The sequence below is a fragment of the Sideroxydans sp. CL21 genome (assembly GCF_902459525.1).
Classification (GTDB): Bacteria; Pseudomonadota; Gammaproteobacteria; order Burkholderiales; family Gallionellaceae; genus Sideroxyarcus.
Genome location: NZ_LR699166.1, coordinates 1,913,405 through 1,936,112, shown reverse-complemented (window position 1 = coordinate 1,936,112; position 22,708 = coordinate 1,913,405). Strand labels below are relative to the sequence as shown.

22 protein-coding genes, 1 tRNA gene and 3 pseudogenes are annotated in these 22,708 nt (G+C 52.3%); 18 read left to right on the top strand and 8 right to left on the bottom strand.

Translation table 11 applies throughout. The features are described from left to right. The first annotated feature begins 85 nt into the window (after positions 1 to 85). The 15 genes from QOY30_RS09055 (at position 86) to QOY30_RS08985 (ending at position 10,658) form a co-directional block, all read left to right on the top strand. Complete coding sequence (locus QOY30_RS09055; RefSeq protein ID WP_283744290.1) at positions 86 to 2,560, top strand: ABC transporter permease; 2,475 nt, start codon at positions 86 to 88, stop codon at positions 2,558 to 2,560. Positions 2,561 to 2,682: 122 nt separating this feature from the next. Further along, positions 2,683 to 3,072: a 30S ribosomal protein S6 gene (gene rpsF, locus QOY30_RS09050; RefSeq protein ID WP_283744289.1), complete on the top strand. Its 390-nt coding sequence runs from the start codon at positions 2,683 to 2,685 to the stop codon at positions 3,070 to 3,072. 24 nt (positions 3,073 to 3,096) lie between these two features. Continuing rightward, positions 3,097 to 3,375 (top strand): primosomal replication protein N, encoded by a 279-nt coding sequence (gene priB / locus QOY30_RS09045; protein ID WP_283744288.1) that lies wholly within the window; start codon positions 3,097 to 3,099, stop codon positions 3,373 to 3,375. An 11-nt stretch (positions 3,376 to 3,386) separates the two neighbouring features. Beyond that, positions 3,387 to 3,656, top strand: a complete 270-nt coding sequence (rpsR, locus tag QOY30_RS09040) for a 30S ribosomal protein S18 (protein ID WP_283744287.1) — start codon at positions 3,387 to 3,389, stop codon at positions 3,654 to 3,656. A 10-nt stretch (positions 3,657 to 3,666) separates the two neighbouring features. Next, the gene (gene rplI / locus QOY30_RS09035) at positions 3,667 to 4,116 is read left to right on the top strand and encodes a 50S ribosomal protein L9 (RefSeq protein WP_283744286.1); all 450 of its coding nucleotides are present in this window, start codon (positions 3,667 to 3,669) and stop codon (positions 4,114 to 4,116) included. 98 nt (positions 4,117 to 4,214) lie between these two features. Beyond that, positions 4,215 to 5,600, top strand: coding sequence for a replicative DNA helicase (gene dnaB, locus QOY30_RS09030; RefSeq protein WP_283744285.1), 1,386 nt, complete (start codon positions 4,215 to 4,217; stop codon positions 5,598 to 5,600). Positions 5,601 to 5,740: 140 nt separating this feature from the next. Beyond that, positions 5,741 to 5,817: transfer RNA gene (locus QOY30_RS09025), tRNA-Val, on the top strand. 164 nt (positions 5,818 to 5,981) lie between these two features. After that, a complete protein-coding gene (locus tag QOY30_RS09020; RefSeq protein WP_283744284.1) occupies positions 5,982 to 7,199 on the top strand; it encodes a tyrosine-type recombinase/integrase in 1,218 nt (405 codons plus the stop codon). A 99-nt stretch (positions 7,200 to 7,298) separates the two neighbouring features. Further along, the gene (locus QOY30_RS09015) at positions 7,299 to 8,150 is read left to right on the top strand and encodes a hypothetical protein (protein WP_283744283.1); all 852 of its coding nucleotides are present in this window, start codon (positions 7,299 to 7,301) and stop codon (positions 8,148 to 8,150) included. 145 nt (positions 8,151 to 8,295) lie between these two features. After that, positions 8,296 to 8,517 (top strand): helix-turn-helix transcriptional regulator, encoded by a 222-nt coding sequence (locus tag QOY30_RS09010; RefSeq protein ID WP_283744282.1) that lies wholly within the window; start codon positions 8,296 to 8,298, stop codon positions 8,515 to 8,517. After that, entirely contained in the window at positions 8,514 to 8,900 is a 387-nt protein-coding gene (locus tag QOY30_RS09005) for a hypothetical protein (RefSeq protein ID WP_283744281.1), read from the top strand. Before QOY30_RS09010 ends, QOY30_RS09005 begins: the two co-directional genes overlap by 4 nt. Next, positions 8,897 to 9,139, top strand: coding sequence for a hypothetical protein (locus QOY30_RS09000; RefSeq protein WP_283744280.1), 243 nt, complete (start codon positions 8,897 to 8,899; stop codon positions 9,137 to 9,139). The genes QOY30_RS09005 and QOY30_RS09000 overlap by 4 nt, the downstream gene beginning before the upstream one ends. Then, a complete protein-coding gene (locus QOY30_RS08995; RefSeq protein WP_283744279.1) occupies positions 9,139 to 9,774 on the top strand; it encodes a hypothetical protein in 636 nt (211 codons plus the stop codon). Before QOY30_RS09000 ends, QOY30_RS08995 begins: the two co-directional genes overlap by 1 nt. 90 nt (positions 9,775 to 9,864) lie before the next feature. Next, positions 9,865 to 10,140 carry a hypothetical protein gene (locus QOY30_RS08990; RefSeq protein ID WP_283744278.1) on the top strand — a complete coding sequence of 92 codons (276 nt, stop codon included), beginning with the start codon at positions 9,865 to 9,867 and terminating at the stop codon, positions 10,138 to 10,140. After that, a complete protein-coding gene (locus QOY30_RS08985; protein WP_283744277.1) occupies positions 10,137 to 10,658 on the top strand; it encodes a hypothetical protein in 522 nt (173 codons plus the stop codon). The genes QOY30_RS08990 and QOY30_RS08985 overlap by 4 nt, the downstream gene beginning before the upstream one ends. Positions 10,659 to 10,666: 8 nt before the next feature. Here the strand turns inward: QOY30_RS08985 and QOY30_RS08980 are convergent, their stop codons facing one another. The 7 genes and pseudogenes from QOY30_RS08980 to QOY30_RS08955 all read right to left on the bottom strand — a co-directional run. After that, positions 10,667 to 11,455 carry a COG3904 family protein gene (locus QOY30_RS08980; protein ID WP_283744276.1) on the bottom strand — a complete coding sequence of 263 codons (789 nt, stop codon included), beginning with the start codon at positions 11,453 to 11,455 and terminating at the stop codon, positions 10,667 to 10,669. Between the two features lie 499 nt (positions 11,456 to 11,954). Then, entirely contained in the window at positions 11,955 to 13,025 is a 1,071-nt protein-coding gene (locus tag QOY30_RS08975) for a hypothetical protein (RefSeq protein WP_283744275.1), read from the bottom strand. Beyond that, on the bottom strand, positions 13,022 to 13,675 hold the full coding sequence (locus tag QOY30_RS08970) for an HD domain-containing protein (protein ID WP_283744274.1): 654 nt from the start codon (positions 13,673 to 13,675) through the stop codon (positions 13,022 to 13,024). Before QOY30_RS08970 ends, QOY30_RS08975 begins: the two co-directional genes overlap by 4 nt. Positions 13,676 to 13,974: 299 nt before the next feature. Continuing rightward, the gene (locus QOY30_RS08965; RefSeq protein WP_502958710.1) at positions 13,975 to 14,703 is read right to left on the bottom strand and encodes a hypothetical protein; all 729 of its coding nucleotides are present in this window, start codon (positions 14,701 to 14,703) and stop codon (positions 13,975 to 13,977) included. Continuing rightward, positions 14,700 to 14,876 (bottom strand): hypothetical protein, encoded by a 177-nt coding sequence (locus QOY30_RS08960; RefSeq protein ID WP_283744272.1) that lies wholly within the window; start codon positions 14,874 to 14,876, stop codon positions 14,700 to 14,702. The genes QOY30_RS08965 and QOY30_RS08960 overlap by 4 nt, the downstream gene beginning before the upstream one ends. Before the next feature lie 390 nt (positions 14,877 to 15,266). Next, positions 15,267 to 15,507, bottom strand: a pseudogene (locus QOY30_RS18040) (tyrosine-type recombinase/integrase); the annotation flags it as partial. Between the two features lie 94 nt (positions 15,508 to 15,601). Beyond that, positions 15,602 to 15,796, bottom strand: a pseudogene (locus QOY30_RS08955) (IS5-like element ISCARN107 family transposase); the annotation flags it as partial. Positions 15,797 to 16,251: 455 nt separating this feature from the next. Here QOY30_RS08955 and istA point away from each other — a divergent pair. Continuing rightward, a complete protein-coding gene (gene istA, locus QOY30_RS08950) occupies positions 16,252 to 17,772 on the top strand; it encodes an IS21 family transposase (RefSeq protein WP_283742935.1) in 1,521 nt (506 codons plus the stop codon). A gap of 11 nt (positions 17,773 to 17,783) precedes the next feature. Beyond that, positions 17,784 to 18,572: an IS21-like element helper ATPase IstB gene (gene istB, locus QOY30_RS08945; protein ID WP_283742936.1), complete on the top strand. Its 789-nt coding sequence runs from the start codon at positions 17,784 to 17,786 to the stop codon at positions 18,570 to 18,572. Positions 18,573 to 18,671: 99 nt separating this feature from the next. Here istB and QOY30_RS08940 read toward each other — a convergent pair. After that, a pseudogene (locus QOY30_RS08940) lies at positions 18,672 to 21,536 on the bottom strand (EAL domain-containing protein). Between the two features lie 598 nt (positions 21,537 to 22,134). Between QOY30_RS08940 and QOY30_RS08935 the strand changes: the two are divergent. Then, complete coding sequence (locus tag QOY30_RS08935) at positions 22,135 to 22,680, top strand: hypothetical protein (protein WP_283744271.1); 546 nt, start codon at positions 22,135 to 22,137, stop codon at positions 22,678 to 22,680. The last annotated feature ends 28 nt before the right edge of the window (positions 22,681 to 22,708 follow it).

Here is a 22,708-nt window from a genome sequence, read left to right as displayed (position 1 = left end):
TGTCACTGTTTTGGTGCGCGATGCACAAAAGTGGTAAATCGAGAAGGAACGGCATTGTGAATCACGATTTTTCCGTACTTACAAAATGAACCTCTTTCGTCTCTCCCTCAATTTGCTGCGCCGCGACTGGCGCGCCGGGGAGTGGCGGGTGTTGCTGCTGGCGCTGATGTTGGCGGTTGGCAGCCTTGCTACCGTTGGCTTGTTCGCCGACCGTGTGAGGCAAGCGTTGCAGCAGCAGGCGCAGAGCCTGATCGGTGCCGATCTGCGCATCACTTCGACGCGACCGTTTTCCCCCGAATATCGCGAAATGGCGCAGAAGCTCGGTTTGCGCGTGGTCGAGAGCCGTACTTTCCCCAGCATGGTGTCGCACCGCGAGCAGGTGTTGTTGAGCGAGATACAGTCGGCGGAGCCGGGCTATCCGCTGCGCGGCAAGATCGAGATCGACGATGGCGCTGTGCACGTGGCGCAGGCGATCCCGGCACGCGGCACGGTTTGGGTGGATGAACGTTTGCTGCGCCGTCTCGATATCAAGATCGGGGATGAAGCTGGGATCGGCTCACGGCGTTTTATGGTGGCAGCGCGCATCGTGAAGGACATCGACCAGTCCATCGGTTTCGCCAGCTTTGCGCCGCGCGTGCTGATGAACGATGCCGACTTGGCTTCTACCGGCTTGCTGCAGGAAGGCAGCCGCATTTCATATCGCCTGATGATCGCAGGCGATGCTAGGCAGGTGGTTGCGCTGCGCGCGACGCTGCAGGAAAAGCTTTCCGGCAACGAAAAGATGGAGGACGTGCGCGATGCGCGTCCCGAGATACGCACGGCGCTCGAACGTGCCGAGCATTTCCTTGGCCTTGCCGCATTGACTGCCGCCATCCTGGCTGGCGCCGCGATGGCGCTGGCGGCACGGCGCTTCGTGCTGCGCCATCTGGACGGCTGCGCGGTGATGCGTTGCCTCGGCGCTCAGCAGGCGCAGGTACTGTGGCTGTTCCTTTATCAATTCATCCTGCTTGGCGTGGTCTCGGTGCTTCTCGGCGGTTTGCTGGGCTATGTCACGCAAGCGGGGTTGGTCGAGAGCATCTCGTCCATGCGCGAGGCAGGCTTGCCGCAACCCGGCGTGCTGCCGCTGCTCAAGGCTGCACTCAGCGGCTTTGCTTTGCTGCTCGGTTTCGCCTTCCTGCCCCTGCTGCAATTGCGCAAGGTATCGCCGCTGCGCGTGCTGCGCCGCGAGATGGATTCACCGGAAGCCAGCGGCTGGCTGATTTATGGCCTTGCGTTGTTGGTGTTGGCAGGACTGTTCCTGTGGCATGCAGGCTCGCTGAAACTGGGTTTGGCGGTATTGGGAGGTTTGCTCGCGGGGCTGCTGGTGTTCGGCGGACTGGCCTGGGTGCTGCTTCATGGTCTGGCACGCAACGCATATTTCTTTCAATCGCATTGGCGACATGCATTCAACAACCTCGCGCGGCACGGGCGCAGTGCGGCGATACAGGTGGTGGCATTGAGTCTGGGCGGCATGGCCTTGCTGGTGCTGACGATGGTGCGCGCCGATCTGATGGAAAGCTGGCAGGGCAAACTGCCGCCGGATACGCCGAACCGCTTCGTGGTGAACATACAGCCCGACCAGATCCAGCCGGTGCGGGATTTCTTTGTGCACCAGACGTTGCCGATACCTGAGTTGCAGCCGATGGTGCGCGGCAGGCTGATCGCCATCAACGACCGCTCGATCAATGGCAGCAGCTACCCCGATCCGCGTGCCCAGGCACTGGTGGATCGCGAGTTCAACCTTTCCTGGATGGAACAGATGCCAACCTGGAATGAACTGGTGCAAGGGCGGTGGTGGACGGCAGGGGCGGGAGGGCAACTTTCCGTGGAGGAAGGCATCGCCAAGACGCTGGGCATTCGTCTCGGGGACGTGCTCACCTACGATGTGGCCGGCAGCACATTTACCGCGAAAGTCACCAGCCTGCGCAAGGTGCAATGGGATTCAATGAAGGTGAATTTCTTTGTCATCGCCACGCCGGAACTGCTCAGGGATTTTCCGGCCAGCTACCTGGGCAGTTTCTACCTGCCGCCGGACAAGGTGCGAACGGGCGACGAACTGTCGCGCGAATTCCCCAATTTATTGTTGATCGATACCGGTGCGGTGATCGCACAGGTGCGCAACATCATGAACCAGATCGCACAAACGGTGAGTGCAGTGTTCCTGTTTACCCTGTTTTCCGGCCTCGCGGTACTGTATGCCGCGCTGCTTGCCACGCAGGATGAGCGCAGCCACGAGGCAGCTATCCTGCGCACGCTGGGGGCGGACAGTCTCTATCTGCGGCGTCTGCACCTGTCCGAGTTCGCCGTGCTGGGTGGCTTGAGTGGCCTGTTCGCGGCGGCGGGCGCAGTGCTGCTGGGCTGGGTGCTGGCGCGTTTCGTACTGGATATCCCTTACCGGTCAGATGTTTCCATCTGGTTCATCGGTTGCGGAGGCGGCATCGCGGTGGTGACGCTGGCCGGGTGGTTGGCGACCCGGCGGCTGGTTTTGCGCCCGCCGTTACGCATTCTAGCGGCGGATTAATGGCTTAGCGCTTGACGCGGCACGGAATATCCCTATAATGCGCCCCTCCCTGAAAAAGGGAGTTTTTGACCTTGCTCCACCGTCCATTAATGTCGGGGGGCTTTAATCCACAAGGAGATGTAATGCGACACTACGAAATCGTATTTATCGTGCATCCCGATCAGAGCGAGCAAGTGCCCGCGATGGTTGAGCGTTATCGCACGTTGGTGACCAGCAAGAACGGTCACATCCACCGCCTGGAAGACTGGGGCCGCCGCCAGCTGGCTTACCCGATCCAGAAGATCCACAAGGCACATTACGTGCTGATGAACATCGAAGTCGACCAGCCCACGCTGGACGAACTGGAACACGCATTCAAGTTCAACGACGCCGTGTTGCGCCATCTGACCATCAAGACCAAGGCTGCAGTCGTTACGCCTTCCGCCATGATGAAGGAAGAGAAGTCGCGTTCGTTCAACAGCGATGCCGCAGCACCTGCGCCGGCAGCAGAAGCAGCTGCTCCTGCAGCGTAAGAAGGATTGAGCAGCAACCGTTGTGTGATTGAAGGGGAAGTGATCGAGTCGGAAGGCTTGAGATACACCCCGGCGGGATTGGCGAGAGTGGCGTTCAAATTGCGCCACACTTCGATGCAGCAGGAAGCAGGGATGCAACGCCAGGTTCAGTGTGATGTTCCGGCACTGGCACTGGGAGAAGCGGCACAGCAAGTCAGCCGTTTGCAACCCGGCCAGATGGTGAAAGCCGAAGGTTTCCTTGCGCAGCGCAGCCTGAAGATCGCGCAACTGGTTTTGCACATTGATAACGTTACATTGAGATAGAGGAGCACAACATGGCTCGTGTATTTAAAAAGAAAGATGACAAGAAGAACAGCGCTTCGCGTCAATTGTTCAAACGCCGCAAGTTCTGCCGTTTCACCGCCGAGAAGATTGCGGAAGTGGACTACAAGGATCTCAACATCCTGAAGGAAATGGTTTCCGAGAACGGCAAGCTGATCCCGGCACGTATTACCGGTACCAAGACGCGCTTCCAGCGTCAGCTGAGCGTGGCCGTGAAACGCGCGCGCTTCCTGGCGTTGCTGCCCTACACTGATTTGCACTAAGGAGTAGATCATGCAAGTGATTCTGATGGAAAAAGTGATCAACCTCGGCCAGTTGGGCGATGTGGTCAAAGTAAAAAACGGTTTCGCGCGTAATTTCCTCATCCCGCAAGGCAAAGCCAAGCGTGCGACGGAACACAACGTGGCGGATTTCGCGACACGTCGTGCAGAACTGGAAGCGGCTGACCAAGCCAAACTGGCCGATGCGCAGGCTCGCGGCGCCAAGCTGGAAGGCTTGAGTGTGCAGATCGTGCAAAAAGCGGGCGTGGATGGCAAGTTGTTCGGTTCCGTTACCAATGCGGACATTGCAGTTGCCCTGGCAGCACAAGGCCACAAAGTCGAAAAGAGCCAGGTACGTATGGCTACCGGTCACCTGAAGCAGATCGGCGATCATCCGATCACCATCTCGCTGCATCCGGACGTGGTTGCAAACGTGACAGTGACAGTGGTGGGCGAGCAGTAATCCTGCGTTGTCATGCGGTTATGAAAAAGGGCTGGGAACAGCCCTTTTTTGTTGTCTGAAAAGTGTAGAATCACCCTCCCGAAATTTGCGGTTACACCATGCAAAATTTTTCCGTTCCCGTTGCAGATTCCCAGCTTGAATCCTTAAAGCTTCCCCCTCATTCCGTCGAGGCAGAGCAGTCGGTGCTGGGCGGCATCCTGCTGGATACCAGTGCGTGGGACAAGGTCGCCGATCTGTTGAGCGAAAGCGATTTTTACCGCAACGAGCATCGTTTGATCTGGCGTCATATTGGACGTCTGACCGAACATGCACAGCCAGTGGATGTCATTACCCTGGCCGAATCGCTGGAGAGCAATGCCGAGTTGGAGAAGGCGGGCGGCCTGGTTTATCTCGGATCATTGGCGCAAAACGTACCTTCTGCAGCCAATATTCGCCGTTATGCCGAGATCGTGCGCGAGCGAGCCATCATGCGCAAACTGGTGGAGGTGGGCAGCGAAATAGCGACCAGTGCCTACAACCCGGGCGGGCGCTCCGCAGGACAGTTACTGGATGAGGCAGAAAGCCGCGTGCTTGAGATCAACGAAGAGGGCGAGCGGGGCAGTCAGGGCTTTGTTGCCATGCCGCCGCTGTTGACGCAGGTGGTGGAGCGCATTGAGACTTTGTATGCGAGAGACAATGCCAGTGACGTGACCGGTACTGCTACCGGTTTCACCGATCTGGATAGCAAGACCTCCGGTTTGCAGCCCGGTGACTTGGTTATCGTTGCCGGTCGCCCCAGTATGGGCAAGACCGCATTCTCCATCAACATCGCAGAGAATGTGGCTTTGGAAGGCAAGCCGGTAGCGATCTTCAGTATGGAAATGGGAGGCGCCCAACTGGCGATGCGTATGATCGGCTCGGTAGGGCGACTTAATCAGCATACTTTGCGTACCGGTAAACTGGAAGACGAAGACTGGTCGCGCATGACTCATGCCTTGGGTCTGCTCAACGATGCGCCGATCTTTATCGACGAGACCCCGGGCCTGAATGCGCTAGAATTACGTTCGCGTACGCGCCGACTGCATCGGCAGAATAATGGTCTTGGGTTGGTGGTCATTGACTATATCCAACTCATGTCTTCACCGGCAGGCAAAGCGAGCGAGAACCGCGCCACCGAGATCTCCGAAATATCCCGTTCGCTTAAATCGCTGGCCAAGGAATTGCATGTGCCGGTGATCGCGCTGTCGCAGCTGAACCGTAGCTTGGAGCAGCGGCCGAACAAGCGTCCGGTGATGTCGGATTTGCGTGAATCAGGCGCTATCGAGCAGGATGCTGACCTGATTCTGTTCATCTATCGCGACGAAGTTTACAATCCGGATTCTCAGGACAAAGGCACGGCCGAGATCATCATCGGCAAGCAACGTAATGGCCCGATCGGTACGGTAAGACTTACCTTCCGTGGCGAGTACACAAGATTTGAAAATCATGCCTCAGCCCAGTATTGAGCGAGCGCCTGATTTCGGTGAAGACTTACAGGCGCAGATATTGGTCGTAACCAAAACCACGCATAGGCTCAGTATTAGGCAAATCAGCACTTAGTTCTTGGCGCCCCGAATCTGTTCGGTTACAATGCGCGGCCTTTTACAGGCGCGTAGCTCAGCTGGTTAGAGCACCACCTTGACATGGTGGGGGTCGTTGGTTCGAGTCCAATCGCGCCTACCAGACGGTAGAGCAAAGCAGTCCAATCCAATACATAAACCCGCACAGTTATTAGCTTTGCGGGTTTTTTGTTGTCTATCCCCATACAATCCTATCCATTGACATCTGGGGGTAACAGGGGGTAACTTTCGGGGTAACGCACACCTGATGTCAAGGAGTTACCCCAAATGGCACTATCCGATACCGCAATCAAGAACGCTAAGCCCGGTGCAAAGCCGATCAAGCTGTCAGACGAGAAAGGGATGTTCCTTCTCATCGCACCGGCAGGGGGTAAGTGGTGGCGTCTCAAGTATCGCATTGGGGGTAAGGAGAAGCTGCTCTCACTTGGAACTTACCCCGAAGTGAGCCTGAAAGCGGCAAGGGATCGCCGCGACGATGCGCGCAAGCTCCTGGCTGATGGGGTAGATCCCAGCGAGAACCGCAAGGCGGTTAAATCAGCCAAGACAGACCGGGCTGCGAATAGCTTTGAAGTGATTGCGCGCGAGTGGTATGCCAAGAAGCTGCCCGGCTGGGCAGCATCCAACGCCGACAAAATTATCCGCCGACTGGAAAATGACGCATTCCCTTGGCTTGGCGGGATGCCAATTGCTGAGATTACCCCTCCTGATTTGCTGAAGTCATTACGCCGCATCGAAGAACGCGGGGCCGTAGAAAGCGCCCACCGGATGCGCTACTACTTCAGCCAGATATTCCGCTATGCCATCGCAACCGGACGTGCTGAGCGTGACGTGGCATCTGACTTGCGGGGCGCACTTTCCACAGCAGAGACGCAGCACCGCGCTGCCATCACAGATCCCAAGGCGATAGGGGCGCTTCTACGCGCCATGGATGACTACCAAGGTGCTTTCGTGACCAAGTGCGCTCTGCGCCTCGCCCCACTGGTTTTCGTGCGCCCTGGCGAACTGCGCAAAGCGGACTGGATAGAGATTGATTTGGACAAGGCCGAGTGGAACATTCCTGCCGAACGGATGAAGATGCGCGAGCCGCACCTTGTCCCGTTGTCCGCACAAGCTGTGGCAATCTTAAAAGAGCTTCACGCGCTAACGGGCGCGGGGCGATATGTGTTCCCCGGCGCGCGAACCAATGGCCGGCCGATGAGCGATAACGCGATACTGGCTGCATTGCGGCGCATGGGTTTTGCCAAGGATGAAATGAGCGGTCACGGCTTCCGCGCAATGGCACGCACCATCCTCGACGAAGTGCTACAGGTACGACCGGACTTCATCGAGCACCAGCTTGCCCATGCCGTGCGCGATCCGAACGGGCGTGCATACAACCGCACAGCGCACCTTGCTGAGCGCCGGAAGATGATGCAGCAATGGTCGGACTATCTGGATAAGTTGAAAACGGGCGCGGAAGTAATACCGTTGAACGCAGCAGCATAGAGTTTCACCGTTCCCATGCGGATCATGGGAGAGCGGCGGCAAAGGTGCGTCAACACCCAAACCGCCCGACCACAACGCAACCTGTACGGAGGTCGCCTCATGGCTAACGGTAATTCTACGGTACATAACAGCACACACGACCAGCAGGCCAACAAAGGCAGCGAAATATCTACCCCCTCGCAGATTCCACAGGACGAACTCGATGAAGCAACTAGGAGCAGTGTTGCCGAGCAACTTGATTGTCAGCATGATCTGGTCCGTGCGGATGAGGAAAACAGGAACCTATTCATTGGACTTCTCTCCATTTCGCAGAACTGGGATTTCTGGGCTGCAAGACCGACACTGGTTGCCAATGAAGCAGTTCCTCTTATGAATGGGTGCGACCCCGAATCATGGCGGGAACGCGCCAGGCGTGAAGACCCCCTTCCGGGCTACATGATTGCGGCAATTGAACGAGGTTTAGAAATTGCAAAAGGCGAAGCAGCAAATCCTCAATCGCCTAGCGATTGGCTGGCATGGGGGAAGAGGCACGGACTTGACCTGCCCACACTGAAATCTGCCAATCATTTGCGCGATCCGGATGTAAACATGTGGCCGCTGTTTGCAGATGCTGTTGAAAGGGCTGTGCAAGCGGGGGAAAGGTATACGGGGAAGAGTAAGGCGCCGAGAAAATTCAGCGAGGCATTCGATAAGTTGCTGGACGAGATTGATAAAAGATACAACACACAAGGTGGGAAACTCGACAGGAACGCGATGCCAGGAACAAAAGACCAACTTCGTTACGTTGCCAGAAAGTTCGAACCTAAATCTATGACTGTGGAACTCAGCACTTTCGATGACTACATAGCCGGGGTCGTGAAATTCAAGAAAGGTCGACAGGCAATTGGTACTCCCAATCCCTATACCGACCTGTTCCCTGAATACTCTACTCTTGGCGCACAGAAAAACTAGGGGAAAACTGGGGGATTATTTACCCCAAATCACACGCCAGCGCTGATACTCCAATTTATCCCCCCAATATCTCCAATATATATTAACTACTCTGCCAAGCAATGTGCGCACATACCGGAAACGGGATACATATGGAGCGCAAGCGATGCAACCAAACACTACTGCAACACCAATTGTCTTTTACAGGCTCCCCCGCGTTCGTGAAATTTGCGGCGGCGTAGCACCTTCTACAATCTGGTCATGGGTCAAGGCTGGGGTATTCCCGAAACCGATCAAGCTAGCAGCGAACACGACCGTATGGAATTCTGTGGATGTGGAAGCATGGGCGCAATCCCGCATCGCTGACAGCCGAGGCGGTGAGCAATGAACCTCCCAAATGAAAATGCCCCCGGCCAGGAGGGCATCCTCGGGAACTACGAAAACAAGCTGCCGTCATTCTGCTACCCATCACCCGCAACCGTCAAGGGGCGCACGCTCGGCGCGCTACTGAGAGGCGAGCGCCTTACTCATCTTGACTGCTGGAAGCGATTCGGTAGCGCCCGGCTCTCGCATCATGTTTACGTGTTACGTGGTGACCTCGGCTGGCCTGTCCAAATGATCGAGCAGACGGTCACAACCACCGACGCAGGCAGGCACGCCACCATCGGAGTGTATTTCCTCTCACCTGAAGTTATCGCCGCTGCTGGCGAGCATGGCCAGCGATTTGCGGAGGACTGCGCGCGCATCGAGGCAGAGAGGCGGGCAGCATGAACGGGTTTTTGAAGTTCATGATTTTGAAGTTCGAGAATTGCCGGGGATGTGATGCGCTTGGATCGTTCGACAATGAGCTTGCCTGCATGGACCTGCACTATTGGCCGAAAGGAATACCGGAGAATCCACCGTGCCATCAGAAAACAGAGTCATCACTCTGCGTGATTACAGAGATGGAGAGGAAGGTCGCGGCGGCGGAGATACGGTCCCGCCTCATGCAGTTGAAAGGATCGGAGTGATGGCCAAAGCCTCCATAAAGCACCCATACGCTGCGATTGAGCATCGGGTGATAGATAGCCCCGCCTATGCCGACTTGTCGCATTCTGCGTGCCGCTTGCTAACCCTGATAGCTCGGCAGCTAACTGTGAATCTAGTCTGGTCGAAAGGTAACAACGGGCATCTTCATGCGGCATTCTCGTGGTGTAAGCCTTACGGCATCGGTAGCGAGCACACTTTGCGCAAAGCCATTGCCGAATTGATTAGCCATGGTTTTATCTATCGCACGCGCAGTCACGGCGCAAACAAGGTCTGTGCCCGTTACGCTGTTACATGGCTTCCCATTAAAGACACAAAAGACCTGTTTCTTGCTGGATTCGTGCCATGCGCGTGGCGTGACTGGGCTGCGCCAGGTGAAAAAAGCACCCGGCAAAAAGTGCAGGAGTTGACCGGCAAAAAATGCAGTTTCACCCCTTTACTTCCTGCAAAGAATGCAGGATGTACGGTGGCAGGAAGTGCAGACAATGAATTAGTACCAATACTCAGTACTAATTCTGGGGGGCTGGCTCAAACCTTAGAGAAGAAAACACGCACTCACCCGCTGGCGATCAAACTCAAATCAACACTTGATCGTGGCACGTCAAGAATCGCTCATTGAAGACGGTATGAAAGATCAACAGTTCTTCGACCTGCGTTTTGAGCAATTAGTCGCAATCGATGGAAACGCAAGCGACGAACACGAGACAAGATGAACGATAACCTCGAAGGCGGTGGAAAACAATCGCTGGAAATCGGCGACCAGCAAGTAACACTGCTGCAGCCTACCCCCCCGAAAATCGACCTTCGGGATGCGGCAGCCATCAGGCGTGAACTGGGAGCAGTGTACCGAGATATGCGATCCGGGCGAATTGATACTGCTGACGGTACGAAACTGGCCTATGTTCTGGATGCTATCCGTAAGGCATATGAAGCTGAAGTATTAGAGTCACGACTGGAAATTATGGAGAGGATGATTCGAAAATGAAAACTGATGCAATCACTAAAAGTTATGCAGCCCTGACCAACAAACAGCGGGCGGCATTGTTCTTTCGGTACACCACGGACGCGGATGAATTGGAGGCGATGCGTGTTTTGTCGTCAGTCCCAAAAAAGTCCTACTCCATGAACGATGTGGAATTTCTTAAGTGGGCAGAGGGACTATCAACGCTGGCTAGTGTTTTTGCCCATGAGCATTGGATTGCTCGGCACTGGATGGTCGCTTCAGCATTGCGAATGGAAGCGCTTATTTCAAAGCATCCAGAGAAATTTCGTGAGCTAGATGATGCGCTAAGAGAGGTTCAACACTGGCAACAATACCTGCTCTCAATGGACGTTGCTCTGAAGGGCGCAGCAAAACAACACGGATTCGATTTGCTGAGCATCTACCAAAGGGCCAGGGCGATGCCTTATTCGAATAGGGTTGAAGAAGTTACTACTGATCCTGAAATGGTTGCGACTTGGACAGACAATTTCAACTTAATCATTGAATCGTCGTTCGGCTGATAAATAGATCAGCGCGTTCCTGCCATAATTGCATCGAAGCACTTTGCCCTACTATGCTGTTCTTCCTCAGGCGCGGCATCGATCGCATCCATTTGACATTCGCTCCTCGCCCGTTTTTCTCGCGCTTTATATTCTTGCCTCGAAACGCCATGGCTTTTGGCAGAAGAACTTTCAATCGATTCCTCAAAATATGGATCATTTGTATTTAATCCGTATGCCTGCATTTCGTTGTAGCTGAGGATCTTAATTTTATCTGGACTGATATACATCGAGTCCTCGTATAGCCTTGTTGGAATATTCATTTCTTTGAAATATGCCACAATTTGCTTGCCAATTTTTCTATATTTTTCCTTTTGCTGCACTTCGGTAGTGATTTCCCCGTTGGGATCATATGGTCTATGAATACCGACCTGTCCATTGACAATCCTCATTGCAGCGCCTGCAAGAATGTATACGCATGAACTTAGACAAGCCGCATTTTCTTTTACCTCTGCAAGAGCGTGCAATTTTCTTAAGTATCGGCCAATCTTCAATGAAGTTGCAACATTACCCCCTAGAGAGTCAAGGTAGAAATGGTAGACTGAAGCTGGCGACAACTTTTTTATAGCTTTATACTTTTCATAATTTTTCACTTCCTTGACTATGTCTGTGTAGTCTGATTCCTTGATTGATTTGGTTATCGACATAGTCAAAACGACCCCATTGACATCTACTAGCTCGTAATCGCTCCAAGCGGACTGTGGTAAAAGACACCCAAGTATAAATATTAGCTTAGCGATTGCTGATAAGATTTTCATAGATTTTTAACCATAATTTTCTGACACGATTCTATATCCTGTTCAGGACTGCCATAAGTTTCGAGCCTCTTGTCGTGCTAATGAAATTAGTGACAAATATTTTGCCATTGGCCATTTACTTGGACGTATTCACATTTAGACGTTCCAATTGGAGGAAGTGCCAACGATGGTAGCGGTTTTAGTTCCATGGACGGTAAAGGTTGGAGCGGTGGCAAGTTTGTTGAAGGGAGATCAAGTGTTGAGTCGCAAATATCTTGCACACGGCAGTTATTGCCATAGTTGTCACAAACATTAGAACTTCTGCACTGAGCAAGTACTGTCATTGAGTATGATGATGAAAGCAGCATTGCAATCAATAAATACTTTTTCATTTGAACTCCCAGCATAAATACTAGCTTGGAATGGTGGCTAGTTCACCACAAACAGAACGCTAGGATGTTGCACTTTTTTTCGCAAAAGGTATATACGCCAAAGTATCTATGCCTGAGCCTATACCTCTTCATGCCTGAATCACAACTGGGTGTTCGTTCACTAAAATATGATCCGTACCCTGCGTCATTTGGATACTCCGTACTCGACCAAAACGATCGGCAAGTTCCATCAGGTCTGAGCAAAATACCTTGCAGTCATCTACCCACTGACCGCGACCAGGACAACCGTAGACTATGCCTTCAACATCAAGACGCAGTAAGCCATCGGAATATGACAGTGTCAGCAATTCATTGGCAGATTGAATGTGGCGCGAGCGAATCCACTTGAGTACTGCCCTAAAGACCTTTGGATCTAACGACAAACGAGGCAATGCAAGATTAATGCTTTGCATATCTTTCTGATGGCGCTCGTAAATCGCCCCTAGTGCGAGGCAATCTGGAACAGGAGCCTGCAAGAATGCGGATCTCCAAATATCAAGAATAGTTTTGACTATCTTCCCCCGTGGCGCTTCGTTGGGTAATGCCCGTTCATCCCACACCGCCTGACGCCTGGACTTACCTGAGCCAACTAGTACCCATCTATCAATCCACTGATTGCCTGCCTGGAAATGGAGTTCCATCCCCGCATGTATTCCAGTCCAAAGCAGCACTTCATCGGACTGGGGGGAAGGATAGAAGCCGATCTCTCTCAATGCGACTGGGACTGCCACAACCTCTAGCACCCTACTGATACTAAACTCAGCCGCAGCCTTATCCACGAAACGCCCAAGCTCTCCTGGTTTGATCTCGCACTTTTCGAGGATTTCCTTCATTTCTGCTAGGGCTGCTTTAAAGTCGGAATCCGCTTGTGAACGAGAAATGGTTTCGACTTCGTCATCTGTCATATCGCTTATCGGGATCAGACAGCGATCTGCGACATAGACACTTCGACTTTTCTTCCCATTGCAGTCGATTGGTTCTCCCAAAGGGAGCGCAAGCCAGGCGAATACAGGCTTGTCGCTACCAACCAATGTAGTCACAAACCCAACTGGTTCACGCAAGGCAACCAACTTCCCTACGTCTGCTTCATTGACACGTTTCAGTGCTGCCACCATTCCTACGTGGCCAACTGCGTTCTCTGGAATCGTGGTCGCATTCATAAGCCACTGCTCCGAATTAAGTGATGCGCCCTGGCTACATCCGCTTCGGTACCCGCCAATTCGCAGAGCATCAGGACTGAACGCGCGAACTCCCCAAGTATCGGGTTACTCCATCCGGTAGATAGCGACTTCAAACAGCCCAGGTAGTACCAACACTGTTTTTCGCTGCTGCCGTTCTTGGTTTTTTTCATCCGAGCCTTCCATGGCTCGACACCCTCACTTCTAATGTCGCGCAAGGTGTGACTGATGTTATGCAGTTTGTCAGCACAGGAAACCAGTTTTGCTTCGCCCGGTTCAGTGGCCAGCCCTGCTAAGTAGGACTCCTTGCGCGGAAGCCAGTCCGGTTTCGGCTCTTCAACGGTATCGGTGCAGGCATCTACGATTTCGGCCACCTCATCACCAAACATCACGCGCACGGTCTCAAGCATAGGATTGCCGCCGCAATCCTCAGCCGCATCGTGCAGCAGGGCAGCGATGGCTTGGGTTTCGTCACCTCCATATTCCAGTACCAGGCCGCACACCGCCATTAAGTGAGAAATGTAAGGCGCTCCCAAACCCTTACGGATCTGTTTACCGTGTATTTCATTGGCAAATTGAAGTGCCAAAGCAAATTTTGGCGAGAGCAGTGATTTGTTAGCATCTTTAAGCATTTATGTCTCCTTAGTCGAACGACCAGGCATAGATAGACAGCCGTATCCCCTGGCCTTGGATCGGCCGGTAATTTCGGATTATTAAATCAGTGAGGATTGGGATGGCTGCGTGAGGCGCGAATAGAAATCGCATCAGCCACATATGAATTCTACGCCTTTTAGCAATGCAGCACCACTCTATGAAAACAGGCAACCTTTAAGCTGCCAGCTTTCACCTACAGTTAAATTGACCATCTGCCAGGCCGCGAATTACACACAAAATTCAGGATAGGCTCATGATGGATTGGACGCAAATACCGTCACAACGTCCGCCTCAACTCACCAGACAAAGCTTGGCGTAACTGCTCTTGTTTGTAGCGCAATTGCTGCTTCTCCTCGCTTAGCGCCATCATGGTGAGTACCACCGAGACCGCAGATGCAATAAGGGCCGCCCCTACGCACCAGCGCCACAGGTTCTCGTACCACGGCATTGCGAGATAATATGGATTTGTAGTGGGTTCGTCGAATCCCGCGCTCGGTGGGCCATACGGAAATACGGTTCTGACTGCAAGAACAAATAACGCGATGACAGCGACAACGCAGAAAAGCTGGCGCAGTGTCTCCTTTGTTTCCTTATTCATGTATAGCTGTGCTCCTTTAGTCTTGTATGCTGGATTGTAGAACGCCTGGGCGCGTCCTGATGAATCTACGGCTGATTCAGAGCTTGCATCGCCTCGACTATTTCCATGTACGTCATGCTCAGAAGTTGCTCTTGAGAAAATGGCGTCGAGAGATTTGGGAGTTGCCCCCCAACGGAGAATTTGCTCCAGTATTCCGCTTCTCCCTCCGGACTCTGCTTCGCGGCCTTCTGAAACGAGGGTCTTAAGCAGAACCACGCGACGCGCTGACGCCTCGCCAATTCTCGATCCCTCGGGGAGATTGGCGGCCATGGCTTCGCCAGTAACGGGTCGTCCTTGTAAATCTCTAAAAGTGCCTGATTGGAAGTCATATCTGTACTCCTTTAACTCTGGTGAAAATCGCCTTCCTATGGCAGATGCTTAGCGTCGTCCACTAAGACACTACCCTCTTTGATCCCCAGCTTCTCGCGCCACTGCAGCGCCCGCTCGATCCGATTTTGATGCAGCGCGCGCGCCATTCTTAGCACCTTATTCCTGCTTTCTTGAGGCAGCGACCACAATATTTTTGCCACTTGTTTGTCCATTTAGCGTTTACCTGTCCTAGTTGCAGACCTGTGTGTAAGTCTTGGCGTCGGAATCACTACGCCTTCTTATGCCGGTGCGGCATAATGCGAGCATCTAAATTCAAGGATACACCCCATGCAAGCAACTTTTACAGTGCATATTCAACCCCTTTTAATGGGTGGCAGCGATAGTGTCGCGGGGGTAACAATGGGGGTAACCAGAGGCTTTCTGTTTGGCTGTATCGTTTGTTCGCGCCACTCTTCGCGCGCTATTCGATAGTAATCGCGCTACCAACAAATCGAAAGTGAAACAATACGTTACACTTTCCTAAATGGCCGCTTTGTGCGGCCTTTTTTTTCGGTATGGCAGAATCATGACATACGCCATCCGAACTCTCTTTTAACAACTTCTCATGCAGCTATCTTCAAAGGTGGGTTTACCCAAGCCCGCAGATGTTCGCCAGATAGGTGAGCGTATCGCTGTACCATTGTTATGCTCGACCAACCACCGTTCTTGCAAAACCTGAAGCAGAGTCCCATTTTGAACATGCCAACTCGCCCAAGTGTGCCTTAAATCATGCCAGCAAAAATCCGTTATGCCTGCGCGCTTCAATGCCAGTCGCCATGCCTTGGAGCCAGCTTGAGTTATAGGGACGCGCGCACAATCTGCTGTGGATATTCAAACTGGCCACGAATTACCTTGGCAAGGGTCATTTCACCGACCATTCTGGTCGATTTCTAGTTCATCAGACACACCTTCCCTGCTGAAGTCGAAACAAATGATGGCGCGCCTTGAACAGATTCGCCAGTGTCGCCACAACAAACAGGCGATTGCCGTTCTTCATCATGCCGCGATAGCTGACCTTGGCAAAGCGAAAGAGGCGCTTGATGATCAGGAAGGCATGTTCGACCTTGGCACGCACGCTCGACTTTCTACTGTTTGGTGGTAACTTTCCCACCAGATGAAGGATCGCAATGCGGCATTATTGCTTGGCGCGTACTTTCGGCCAAGAACGGACCGTCGCGGCAGACCTCCTACTGACAATAGGTCGACGTGATACCACTTAGCCTTTTTGAGGATCTGCAATTTTGTAACGAGACACTGACAAATAAACTTACTTATTAAAGTAGTTCAAACCCGTTGCAGAAACGCTTCAAACTCATCAATCGGCAAAGGATGTGAACTTTCGGCGTTAGGGAGCCATTTCATTTCCGGCATTAAGGAGCCAGTAGATTGTCGGCATAAAGGCGCCACTTTATTTCCGGCGTAATGGCGCCACAGGATTTCCGGCGTTAAGGCGCCACTTTGAACCCTGATCAGGGGCTCGAACTTTCATTAAGCAACTAGACTTCCGGCATTTTGCCGGGAGAGGTTGTGACTAAACGGAGGTTCGAGATGTATCAGTACCGAAATGTTTTGGTGCGCATGCGCCAAGGCGATTCTGATCGGGATATTGCCCGGTCCAAAACGATGGGACGCAAAAAACTCGCACAGGTTCGCGAGATCGCCAGCGAACGTGGCTGGCTTGCCCCCGAGTTTCCTTTGCCCGATGACGGAGTGCTGTCCACGCTGTTTGAGCGCAGGGAGGCATTGCCTGTCAGCTGTATTTCAACGCTGGAACCCTGGCGTGATCAGATCACCAAGTGGCATGCGGCCGGTATTCAGGGCACCACCATCCACGCCACGCTGGTGCGCAATCACGGTTTTACCGGCAGTTATTCCTCGATGTATCGCTTTCTGGGGCAACTCGTTTCCCTGCAGCAGCCGGATGTTCCGCTACGCCTGACGTTCAAGCCTGGCGAAGCGGTTCAGGTTGATTTCGGTGCTGGTCCGCTCATCACCGATGTGTACACCGGCGAGATCTTCAAGACCTGGTTCTTCGTGATGACCTTGTGCTGGTCGCGTCACCAGTATGCCGAGTTTGTCCGCGACCAGACCGTGGCGACATGGCTGGGCTGCCATCGGCGTGCGTTTGAGTCGTTCTCGGGCGTACCCTCACGCGTCATCATCGACAATGCCAAGTGCGCCATCACCAAAGCCTGCGTCTATGAGCCGGATGTGCAACGGGCGTATGCCGAATGTGCGGAAGGATATGCGTTCAAAATCGATCCTTGTCCTCCACGGGATCCACAAAAAAAAGGAATCGTTGAGGCAGGCGTCAAATATATCAAGGGCAGTTTCCTGCCGCTGCGCGAATTCCGCGATCTGGATGACGCCAACCGCCAGTTGCAGGCGTGGGTGATGAACGAGGCGGGCAACCGCATTCACGGCACGACCCGCGAAGCCCCTCTCAAACGCTTCGCCGAGGTGGAGAAAAGCCTGCTCAATGCTTTGCCCAGCGTTCCACCTGAGTTGGCCAGCTGGGCCAAGGTCAAAGTCCACCGTGACGCGCACGTCCAATACGAGACCAACCACTATTCGGTGCCGTTCCGGCTGATCGGATGCGACCTGTGGTTGAAGGCGACCGGCACCATGGTGACGCTGTACCGCGAACACGAAGCGGTTGCCAGCCATGTGCGACTGACGGGGAAAGGGCTGCGCGACACCGTGACCGACCATATGCCGCCCGAAGCGCAGGCGTGGCAAATGCAGGACACACAGTGGTGTTTGAAATCGGCCTTGCAGATTGGTCCGGCCTGCCATGCCATGGTGCATGCCATGTTCGGCGACCATGTCTTGATCAAGATGCGTGCTGTACAGGGCGTGCTGCGGCTCAAACAGAAATACGGCGCAGCCAGATTGGAAGCGGCCTGCCAGCGCGCCAACCATTACGGCACGCCGGGCTACAAGGTGGTCAAGATCATTCTTGAGAAGGGACTGGATCAGCTCGCGCCGCTGGCAGCCTTCGACGCACTGGCCACCACATACACCCAAGGCGGCCGATTCTGCCGCGATACCCAAACCATTCTTCAATGAGGACTACCATCATGCATCCAATTCCCGAACTGACACCCCTGCTCAAACAACTGCGCCTGTCCGGCATTCTGGACTCACTCGAGGCCCGCAACCGCGAAGCCATCGACCGCAAGCTGGCCTACACCGATTTCCTCAGCTTGCTGATTCATGACGAAGTCGCCCGGCGGGAGCAAAAGAAACTGGATATGCGACTACGACGTGCAAGCTTCCGTAACCAAAAAACACTGGAAGGATTCGATTTCGACCGACTTCCCAATCTGAACCGCTCGGCAGTCCATGATCTGGCGACTTGCCGTTTCATTGAAGAGAAAGTCGCCGTATTGATTGTGGGTCCGTGCGGCACCGGCAAAAGTCACCTGGCGCAGTCGCTGGGTCATGCGGCTGCACGCCAGGGCTATGACGTGCTGTTCATCACGCAAACCCAGCTCCTGAGCAGCTTGCGCGCAGCTCAGGCGACTGGCAATTATGCGCGGCGATTTAAATCCCTGGTCAAAGTGCCCCTGCTGATCATTGACGATTTCGGACTCAAACCCTTGCGTTCGCCTGAAGATGAAGACTTCCATGACTTGATCGCCGAACGCTACGAGCGTGCCGCCACCATTCTGACCAGCAATCTCGACTTTGATGAATGGGGTGAAGCATTCGCCGCAAATAAAATGATCGGCGCAGCGACGCTGGACCGATTGCGCCACGGTGCGTATCGCGTGGTGCTGGATGGAGAGAGTTACCGCGACCCGAAGCCAATGCCGGAAAGGTCAAAAACGCCGACAGGGAAAGGAGGCAAACCTACTCAAGCCTGAAACAGCTACACCAGCAGCAAAACAGAGTGAAAATGCGATTGCAAAAACAGCTCATTTCACGCATTCTTTACCCCCAGTTTGAGCCCCTGATTTGGCACTTCAAAGTGGCGCCATTACGGCGGAAATCAGTGGCGCCTTAATGCCGAAAAGTGACAAAGGACGACTGAAAAGATATCCCTGATATGCATCACAGCCATGGGCATCCAGAAAATCGCGTTGAGCTTCAGTCTCCACTCCTTCTGCAATCACGTTCATGGTTAATCCCATACCCATCGTAATAATCGTGCGCGCTATCGTCTCGTCGTTTCTGGAGCCAGGAAGGTTGCGCACAAAAGATCTATCGATTTTGAGCTGATCCAGCGGCAACTGTGCCAGATAGGACAAAGAAGAAAAACCTGTGCCAAAATCGTCCATCGAAAATCTGACGCCCAGCTTCTTGATTTCCAGCATCTTCACGATAGTGTCCTCTATATCCTCCAGGACCATACTTTCTGTCAGTTCGAGTTTCAACTAAACTGGATTTGCAGCGCTATCTTCAAGGACTTTCTGTATCTGCAAAACAAAATCAGGCTGCCGGAATTGCCGGGCGCTTACGTTTACTGCGACTTGCAACATACTCGTACGTGAATCGTTCTCCCACGTTTTAAGTTGGGTGCAGGCTGTTTCCAGCACCCAAAGACCTATTGACAAAATAATACCCGTGTCCTCGGCAACCCCGATGAAATCATCCGGTTGCACTAGTCCGCGCTGCGGATGCTGCCAGCGCAGCAGAGCTTCCGCACTTATGACACACTTCTTGGAATCAACTTGTGGCTGGTAGTAAAGCCGTAATTGATTAAATTCGATTGCCTGTCGCAACTCAGCCTCCAGAGCACTGCGCAGTTCCAGCGCTGCTTGCATGGCTGGATCAAAGAATCGCAACGTATTGCGCCCCGCATTCTTGGCTTGATAAAGCGCGAGATCGGCATGCTTGAGCAAATTTTCAACCGTATCCTTATCATTAAATAGGCTGATTCCCATACTGAGCTTGCAATGGTATTCATAACTGTTGAGCACAAAAGGACGGTCAATAACCTCACACAATTTGTCAGCTAGGTGTTTGGCTAGGGCAGCTGCCTCATCGATTCCTTCACCCATATCTTCCATCAATACCACGAATTCGTCTCCGCCTTGGCGTGCCACCGTATCACCTTCGCGGACGGCTTTCCGTAAACGCATCGCCACTTCGACTAGCAGCAAATCACCTACATCATGACCTCGTGTGTCGTTGAGTGCCTTGAAGTTGTCCAGATCAATAAAGAAGATTGCGCCGTATAAATTACTTCGTGCAGATGCGGCAACTGCTTGACCAAGGCGATCTTGCATCAGTCGGCGGTTTGGAAGCTTGGTGAGAGGATCGTAGTAGGCCAAACGATGAATTTCAGCCTCTGCTTCTTTATTCTCGGTGATGTCGGTAAAACTACCAACGTAATGGGTGATATTCCCCTCGGGCGAAATAATTGCTGCAATATTGAGCATCTCGGCATAGATCAGTCCGTTCTTGCGTCTATTCCAAATTTCTCCCTGCCAGTTCCCTTCTGTCTTTAGCGATTTCCACATGCGCTGATAGAAAAATTTATCCTGGCGACCCGAGCTGAGCAGTGCTGGTGTTTTTCCGATTGCTTCATCTGCACTGTAGCCGGTCAACCGCGTAAAGGCTGGGTTGACCCGCAGGATTACCCCATTTGAATCGGTAATGATCATACCGCTCTGGGATTTGAAGGCTACGGCAGCAATCCGCAGTTCTTCATCGACTCGCTTGTGCTCGGTAACGTCCTGACCGATACCACGCATTTTAATTGGTTTGCCGTTTGCGTCGCGTTCGGCTTGGCCAGTGGAACGCATCCAGCGAATGTCTCCATTTTTTGCAATCGCGCGAAACTCCACATCGTATTTTGTTCTATGATCAAGATGCGCTTGTGTGGCATCAATCACCAGTTGACGGTCATCTGGATGCACCAACTCCAGAAAGTCCTCCCACGTCGGATTTTTCAGGGGAGGAAATCCAAGCAAGGCAATACAATTGTCTGACCATATCTGCTTATTGTTGATCAGATCGGCTTCCCAGCTGCCAACCCCGCCAACTTCCTGACTAAGACGCAAAAATGTTTCACTTTCTTTCAGTGCTTCGTCCGCTGCTTTACGCTTGCTAATGTCTATGGTGCTACCAATATAGATATTTGCCTTTCCTCTAGCATCTTTCAGGGTTGATGCTCTTGTTTCAGCCCAGAAGCTGCTTCCATCCTTTCTGATGTAGCGTTTCTCGAAATTCAGATGATCGACTATTCCCTTGAATAGTTGCTCATTCCGCAACCTGGATTCCATCAGATCGTCAGGGTGGGTCAAGTCATCTATGGTCTTGGTCAGAATTTCTTTTGAATCGTAACCCCACATGGTTAGTGCATTAAGATTCGCTTTAACAACACGACTAGTACTAGGGTCGATGGCGACCATGCTGGTGGGTGAGTTCTCAAACAGCAAGCGTAAATATTCCTCGCTGTTACGCAAATTTTCTTGGGCAACTTTAAGCTCGCTGACGTCAACTAGGGCGATACGCAAGATAGGTCGTGCGTTTTCAGCTTCCCTACTTTGACAGCTTAAATGGGCATAAAACCTTGACGCATCACCGCGTAGCATTTCAATTTCGAAGGATTGTTTTTCAAAATCCGGCTTTTGAATCATGTTTATAAACAGGCGATACCAACGATCTGTATCCTGCGGGGAGATGAACTTTGAGAAACGAGAATTTATCAGATCATTTCGTTCTAAACCAAGCTGTGAACAGGCAGTCAGATTGATTGAACTGACTATCCCTTTATTATCAAGTGTGATGTATCCAACTGGAGCAAACTCGAAAATGTCAAAATATTGATCTCGTGATTCTTCCAATGTGATTTGGGCAGCTCGTAATTCCTCATTCTGCATTTCCAGTTCGATCTGATGAACCTGCAGTTCGTGCAGTATCCGTTTAAGATCCGTGCCGTCTTTTACAGAATTTATTGATTGCTTTTCACTAAGACGTGCTTCAGCCCTAGTGCGCAGGTTATACGATTTATCCTTGAAGGCCATGTTTGATATGAGTTTTGTTAGCGTATAAGCGCAATTGTACCTGACCTGCCCCCAATCATAGTGCCAAGGGGCTCTTAGCAAAGTTCGGAGTGCTGGAAGCGAAGTTATGAAATACCTTAATTTCTGCCGTCAGAAGAATCACAACGATTGATACTTTTAGGCATTCAGCATCAGGTTTGCAACCGCATCCAGTTCATCAGGCGGTAGCAGATATGTATCTAGACGCTCCCAGTTAACGTGGAAATTTCACAAATGAACTACACACACATAACCCAAGATGAACGCGACCGTTCTTGGATTCAGCCAGTGTGTTGTCACTGGAATGCTTAGGTTATATCCCAAAGAGTCGTAAGATGAGAATATTCGGTATGCTACGCCAGCATATAATGGTCTGCGAGTTACCGGCTAAGAAAAACAGGCTGGAATTTACTAAAAATCACCACAGGAGTTGCAAATGGGAGAGGATGAAATTAACCGGGAAATTGACAAGCTGAGTGCTTTGATCAGCTTACTTGAGCAAAGGGCGGGCATCACGGACGCCGTTAACCATGCGCGAGAAACCGGCGCTCCGGATAAATTGAGAGCAGCCTATTATTCTGTGCCGGATATTGAACTCAAAAAACAATTGATTACCACAACCGGTAAGCTTGATCGACTTTACCTTCAGAAATGCGACCAGGATGTTTCCTTTGCGAAAGAGGAAGTGTCAAAGGCAATCGAGAAAGCAAAAAAACAACCTTGGTACTTATCTGTCACTTCTTCGATAGGTGCTTTAATTATTGGGCAATGGATATTGGGGTTTTTTGGAGCGATAGCCGGTGCAATCGGAGGTTTTTATCTTGGCCAATGGCTTCTTGCTTCAATAAAGAAAGAGAACACAAGAGAGATCGAACAAGCGAAACATCTACTCGTATTGGCGCAAAGGCGCGATGAAGCATCCAAGGTGGATCCATTTCTCTTTAGTGCAGAAGAGCTGGAAGCTTGCGAGCACCAAGGTTGATTTGATTTTATCCGACTAAAAAATTTTG

Bases quoted from the DNA above. Each gene is read 5' to 3' on its own strand.
- QOY30_RS08995 (WP_283744279.1), top strand. From the start codon at position 9,139: ATGGCCAAAGCCTCCATAAAGCACCCATACGCTGCGATTGAGCATCGG.
- QOY30_RS08985 (WP_283744277.1), top strand. From the start codon at position 10,137: ATGAAAACTGATGCAATCACTAAAAGTTATGCAGCCCTGACCAACAAA.
- QOY30_RS09015 (WP_283744283.1), top strand. From the start codon at position 7,299: ATGGCTAACGGTAATTCTACGGTACATAACAGCACACACGACCAGCAG.
- QOY30_RS09005 (WP_283744281.1), top strand. From the start codon at position 8,514: ATGAACCTCCCAAATGAAAATGCCCCCGGCCAGGAGGGCATCCTCGGG.
- QOY30_RS08935 (WP_283744271.1), top strand. From the start codon at position 22,135: ATGGGAGAGGATGAAATTAACCGGGAAATTGACAAGCTGAGTGCTTTG.
- QOY30_RS09010 (WP_283744282.1), top strand. From the start codon at position 8,296: ATGCAACCAAACACTACTGCAACACCAATTGTCTTTTACAGGCTCCCC.
- QOY30_RS09055 (WP_283744290.1), top strand. From the start codon at position 86: ATGAACCTCTTTCGTCTCTCCCTCAATTTGCTGCGCCGCGACTGGCGC.
- istB (WP_283742936.1), top strand. From the start codon at position 17,784: ATGCATCCAATTCCCGAACTGACACCCCTGCTCAAACAACTGCGCCTG.
- dnaB (WP_283744285.1), top strand. From the start codon at position 4,215: ATGCAAAATTTTTCCGTTCCCGTTGCAGATTCCCAGCTTGAATCCTTA.
- istA (WP_283742935.1), top strand. From the start codon at position 16,252: ATGTATCAGTACCGAAATGTTTTGGTGCGCATGCGCCAAGGCGATTCT.
- QOY30_RS08980 (WP_283744276.1), bottom strand. From the start codon at position 11,455: ATGAAAATCTTATCAGCAATCGCTAAGCTAATATTTATACTTGGGTGT.
- QOY30_RS08990 (WP_283744278.1), top strand. From the start codon at position 9,865: ATGAACGATAACCTCGAAGGCGGTGGAAAACAATCGCTGGAAATCGGC.
- QOY30_RS09000 (WP_283744280.1), top strand. From the start codon at position 8,897: ATGAACGGGTTTTTGAAGTTCATGATTTTGAAGTTCGAGAATTGCCGG.
- rpsF (WP_283744289.1), top strand. From the start codon at position 2,683: ATGCGACACTACGAAATCGTATTTATCGTGCATCCCGATCAGAGCGAG.
- QOY30_RS08960 (WP_283744272.1), bottom strand. From the start codon at position 14,876: ATGGACAAACAAGTGGCAAAAATATTGTGGTCGCTGCCTCAAGAAAGC.
- rpsR (WP_283744287.1), top strand. From the start codon at position 3,387: ATGGCTCGTGTATTTAAAAAGAAAGATGACAAGAAGAACAGCGCTTCG.
- rplI (WP_283744286.1), top strand. From the start codon at position 3,667: ATGCAAGTGATTCTGATGGAAAAAGTGATCAACCTCGGCCAGTTGGGC.
- QOY30_RS08975 (WP_283744275.1), bottom strand. From the start codon at position 13,025: ATGAATGCGACCACGATTCCAGAGAACGCAGTTGGCCACGTAGGAATG.
- QOY30_RS09020 (WP_283744284.1), top strand. From the start codon at position 5,982: ATGGCACTATCCGATACCGCAATCAAGAACGCTAAGCCCGGTGCAAAG.
- QOY30_RS08970 (WP_283744274.1), bottom strand. From the start codon at position 13,675: ATGCTTAAAGATGCTAACAAATCACTGCTCTCGCCAAAATTTGCTTTG.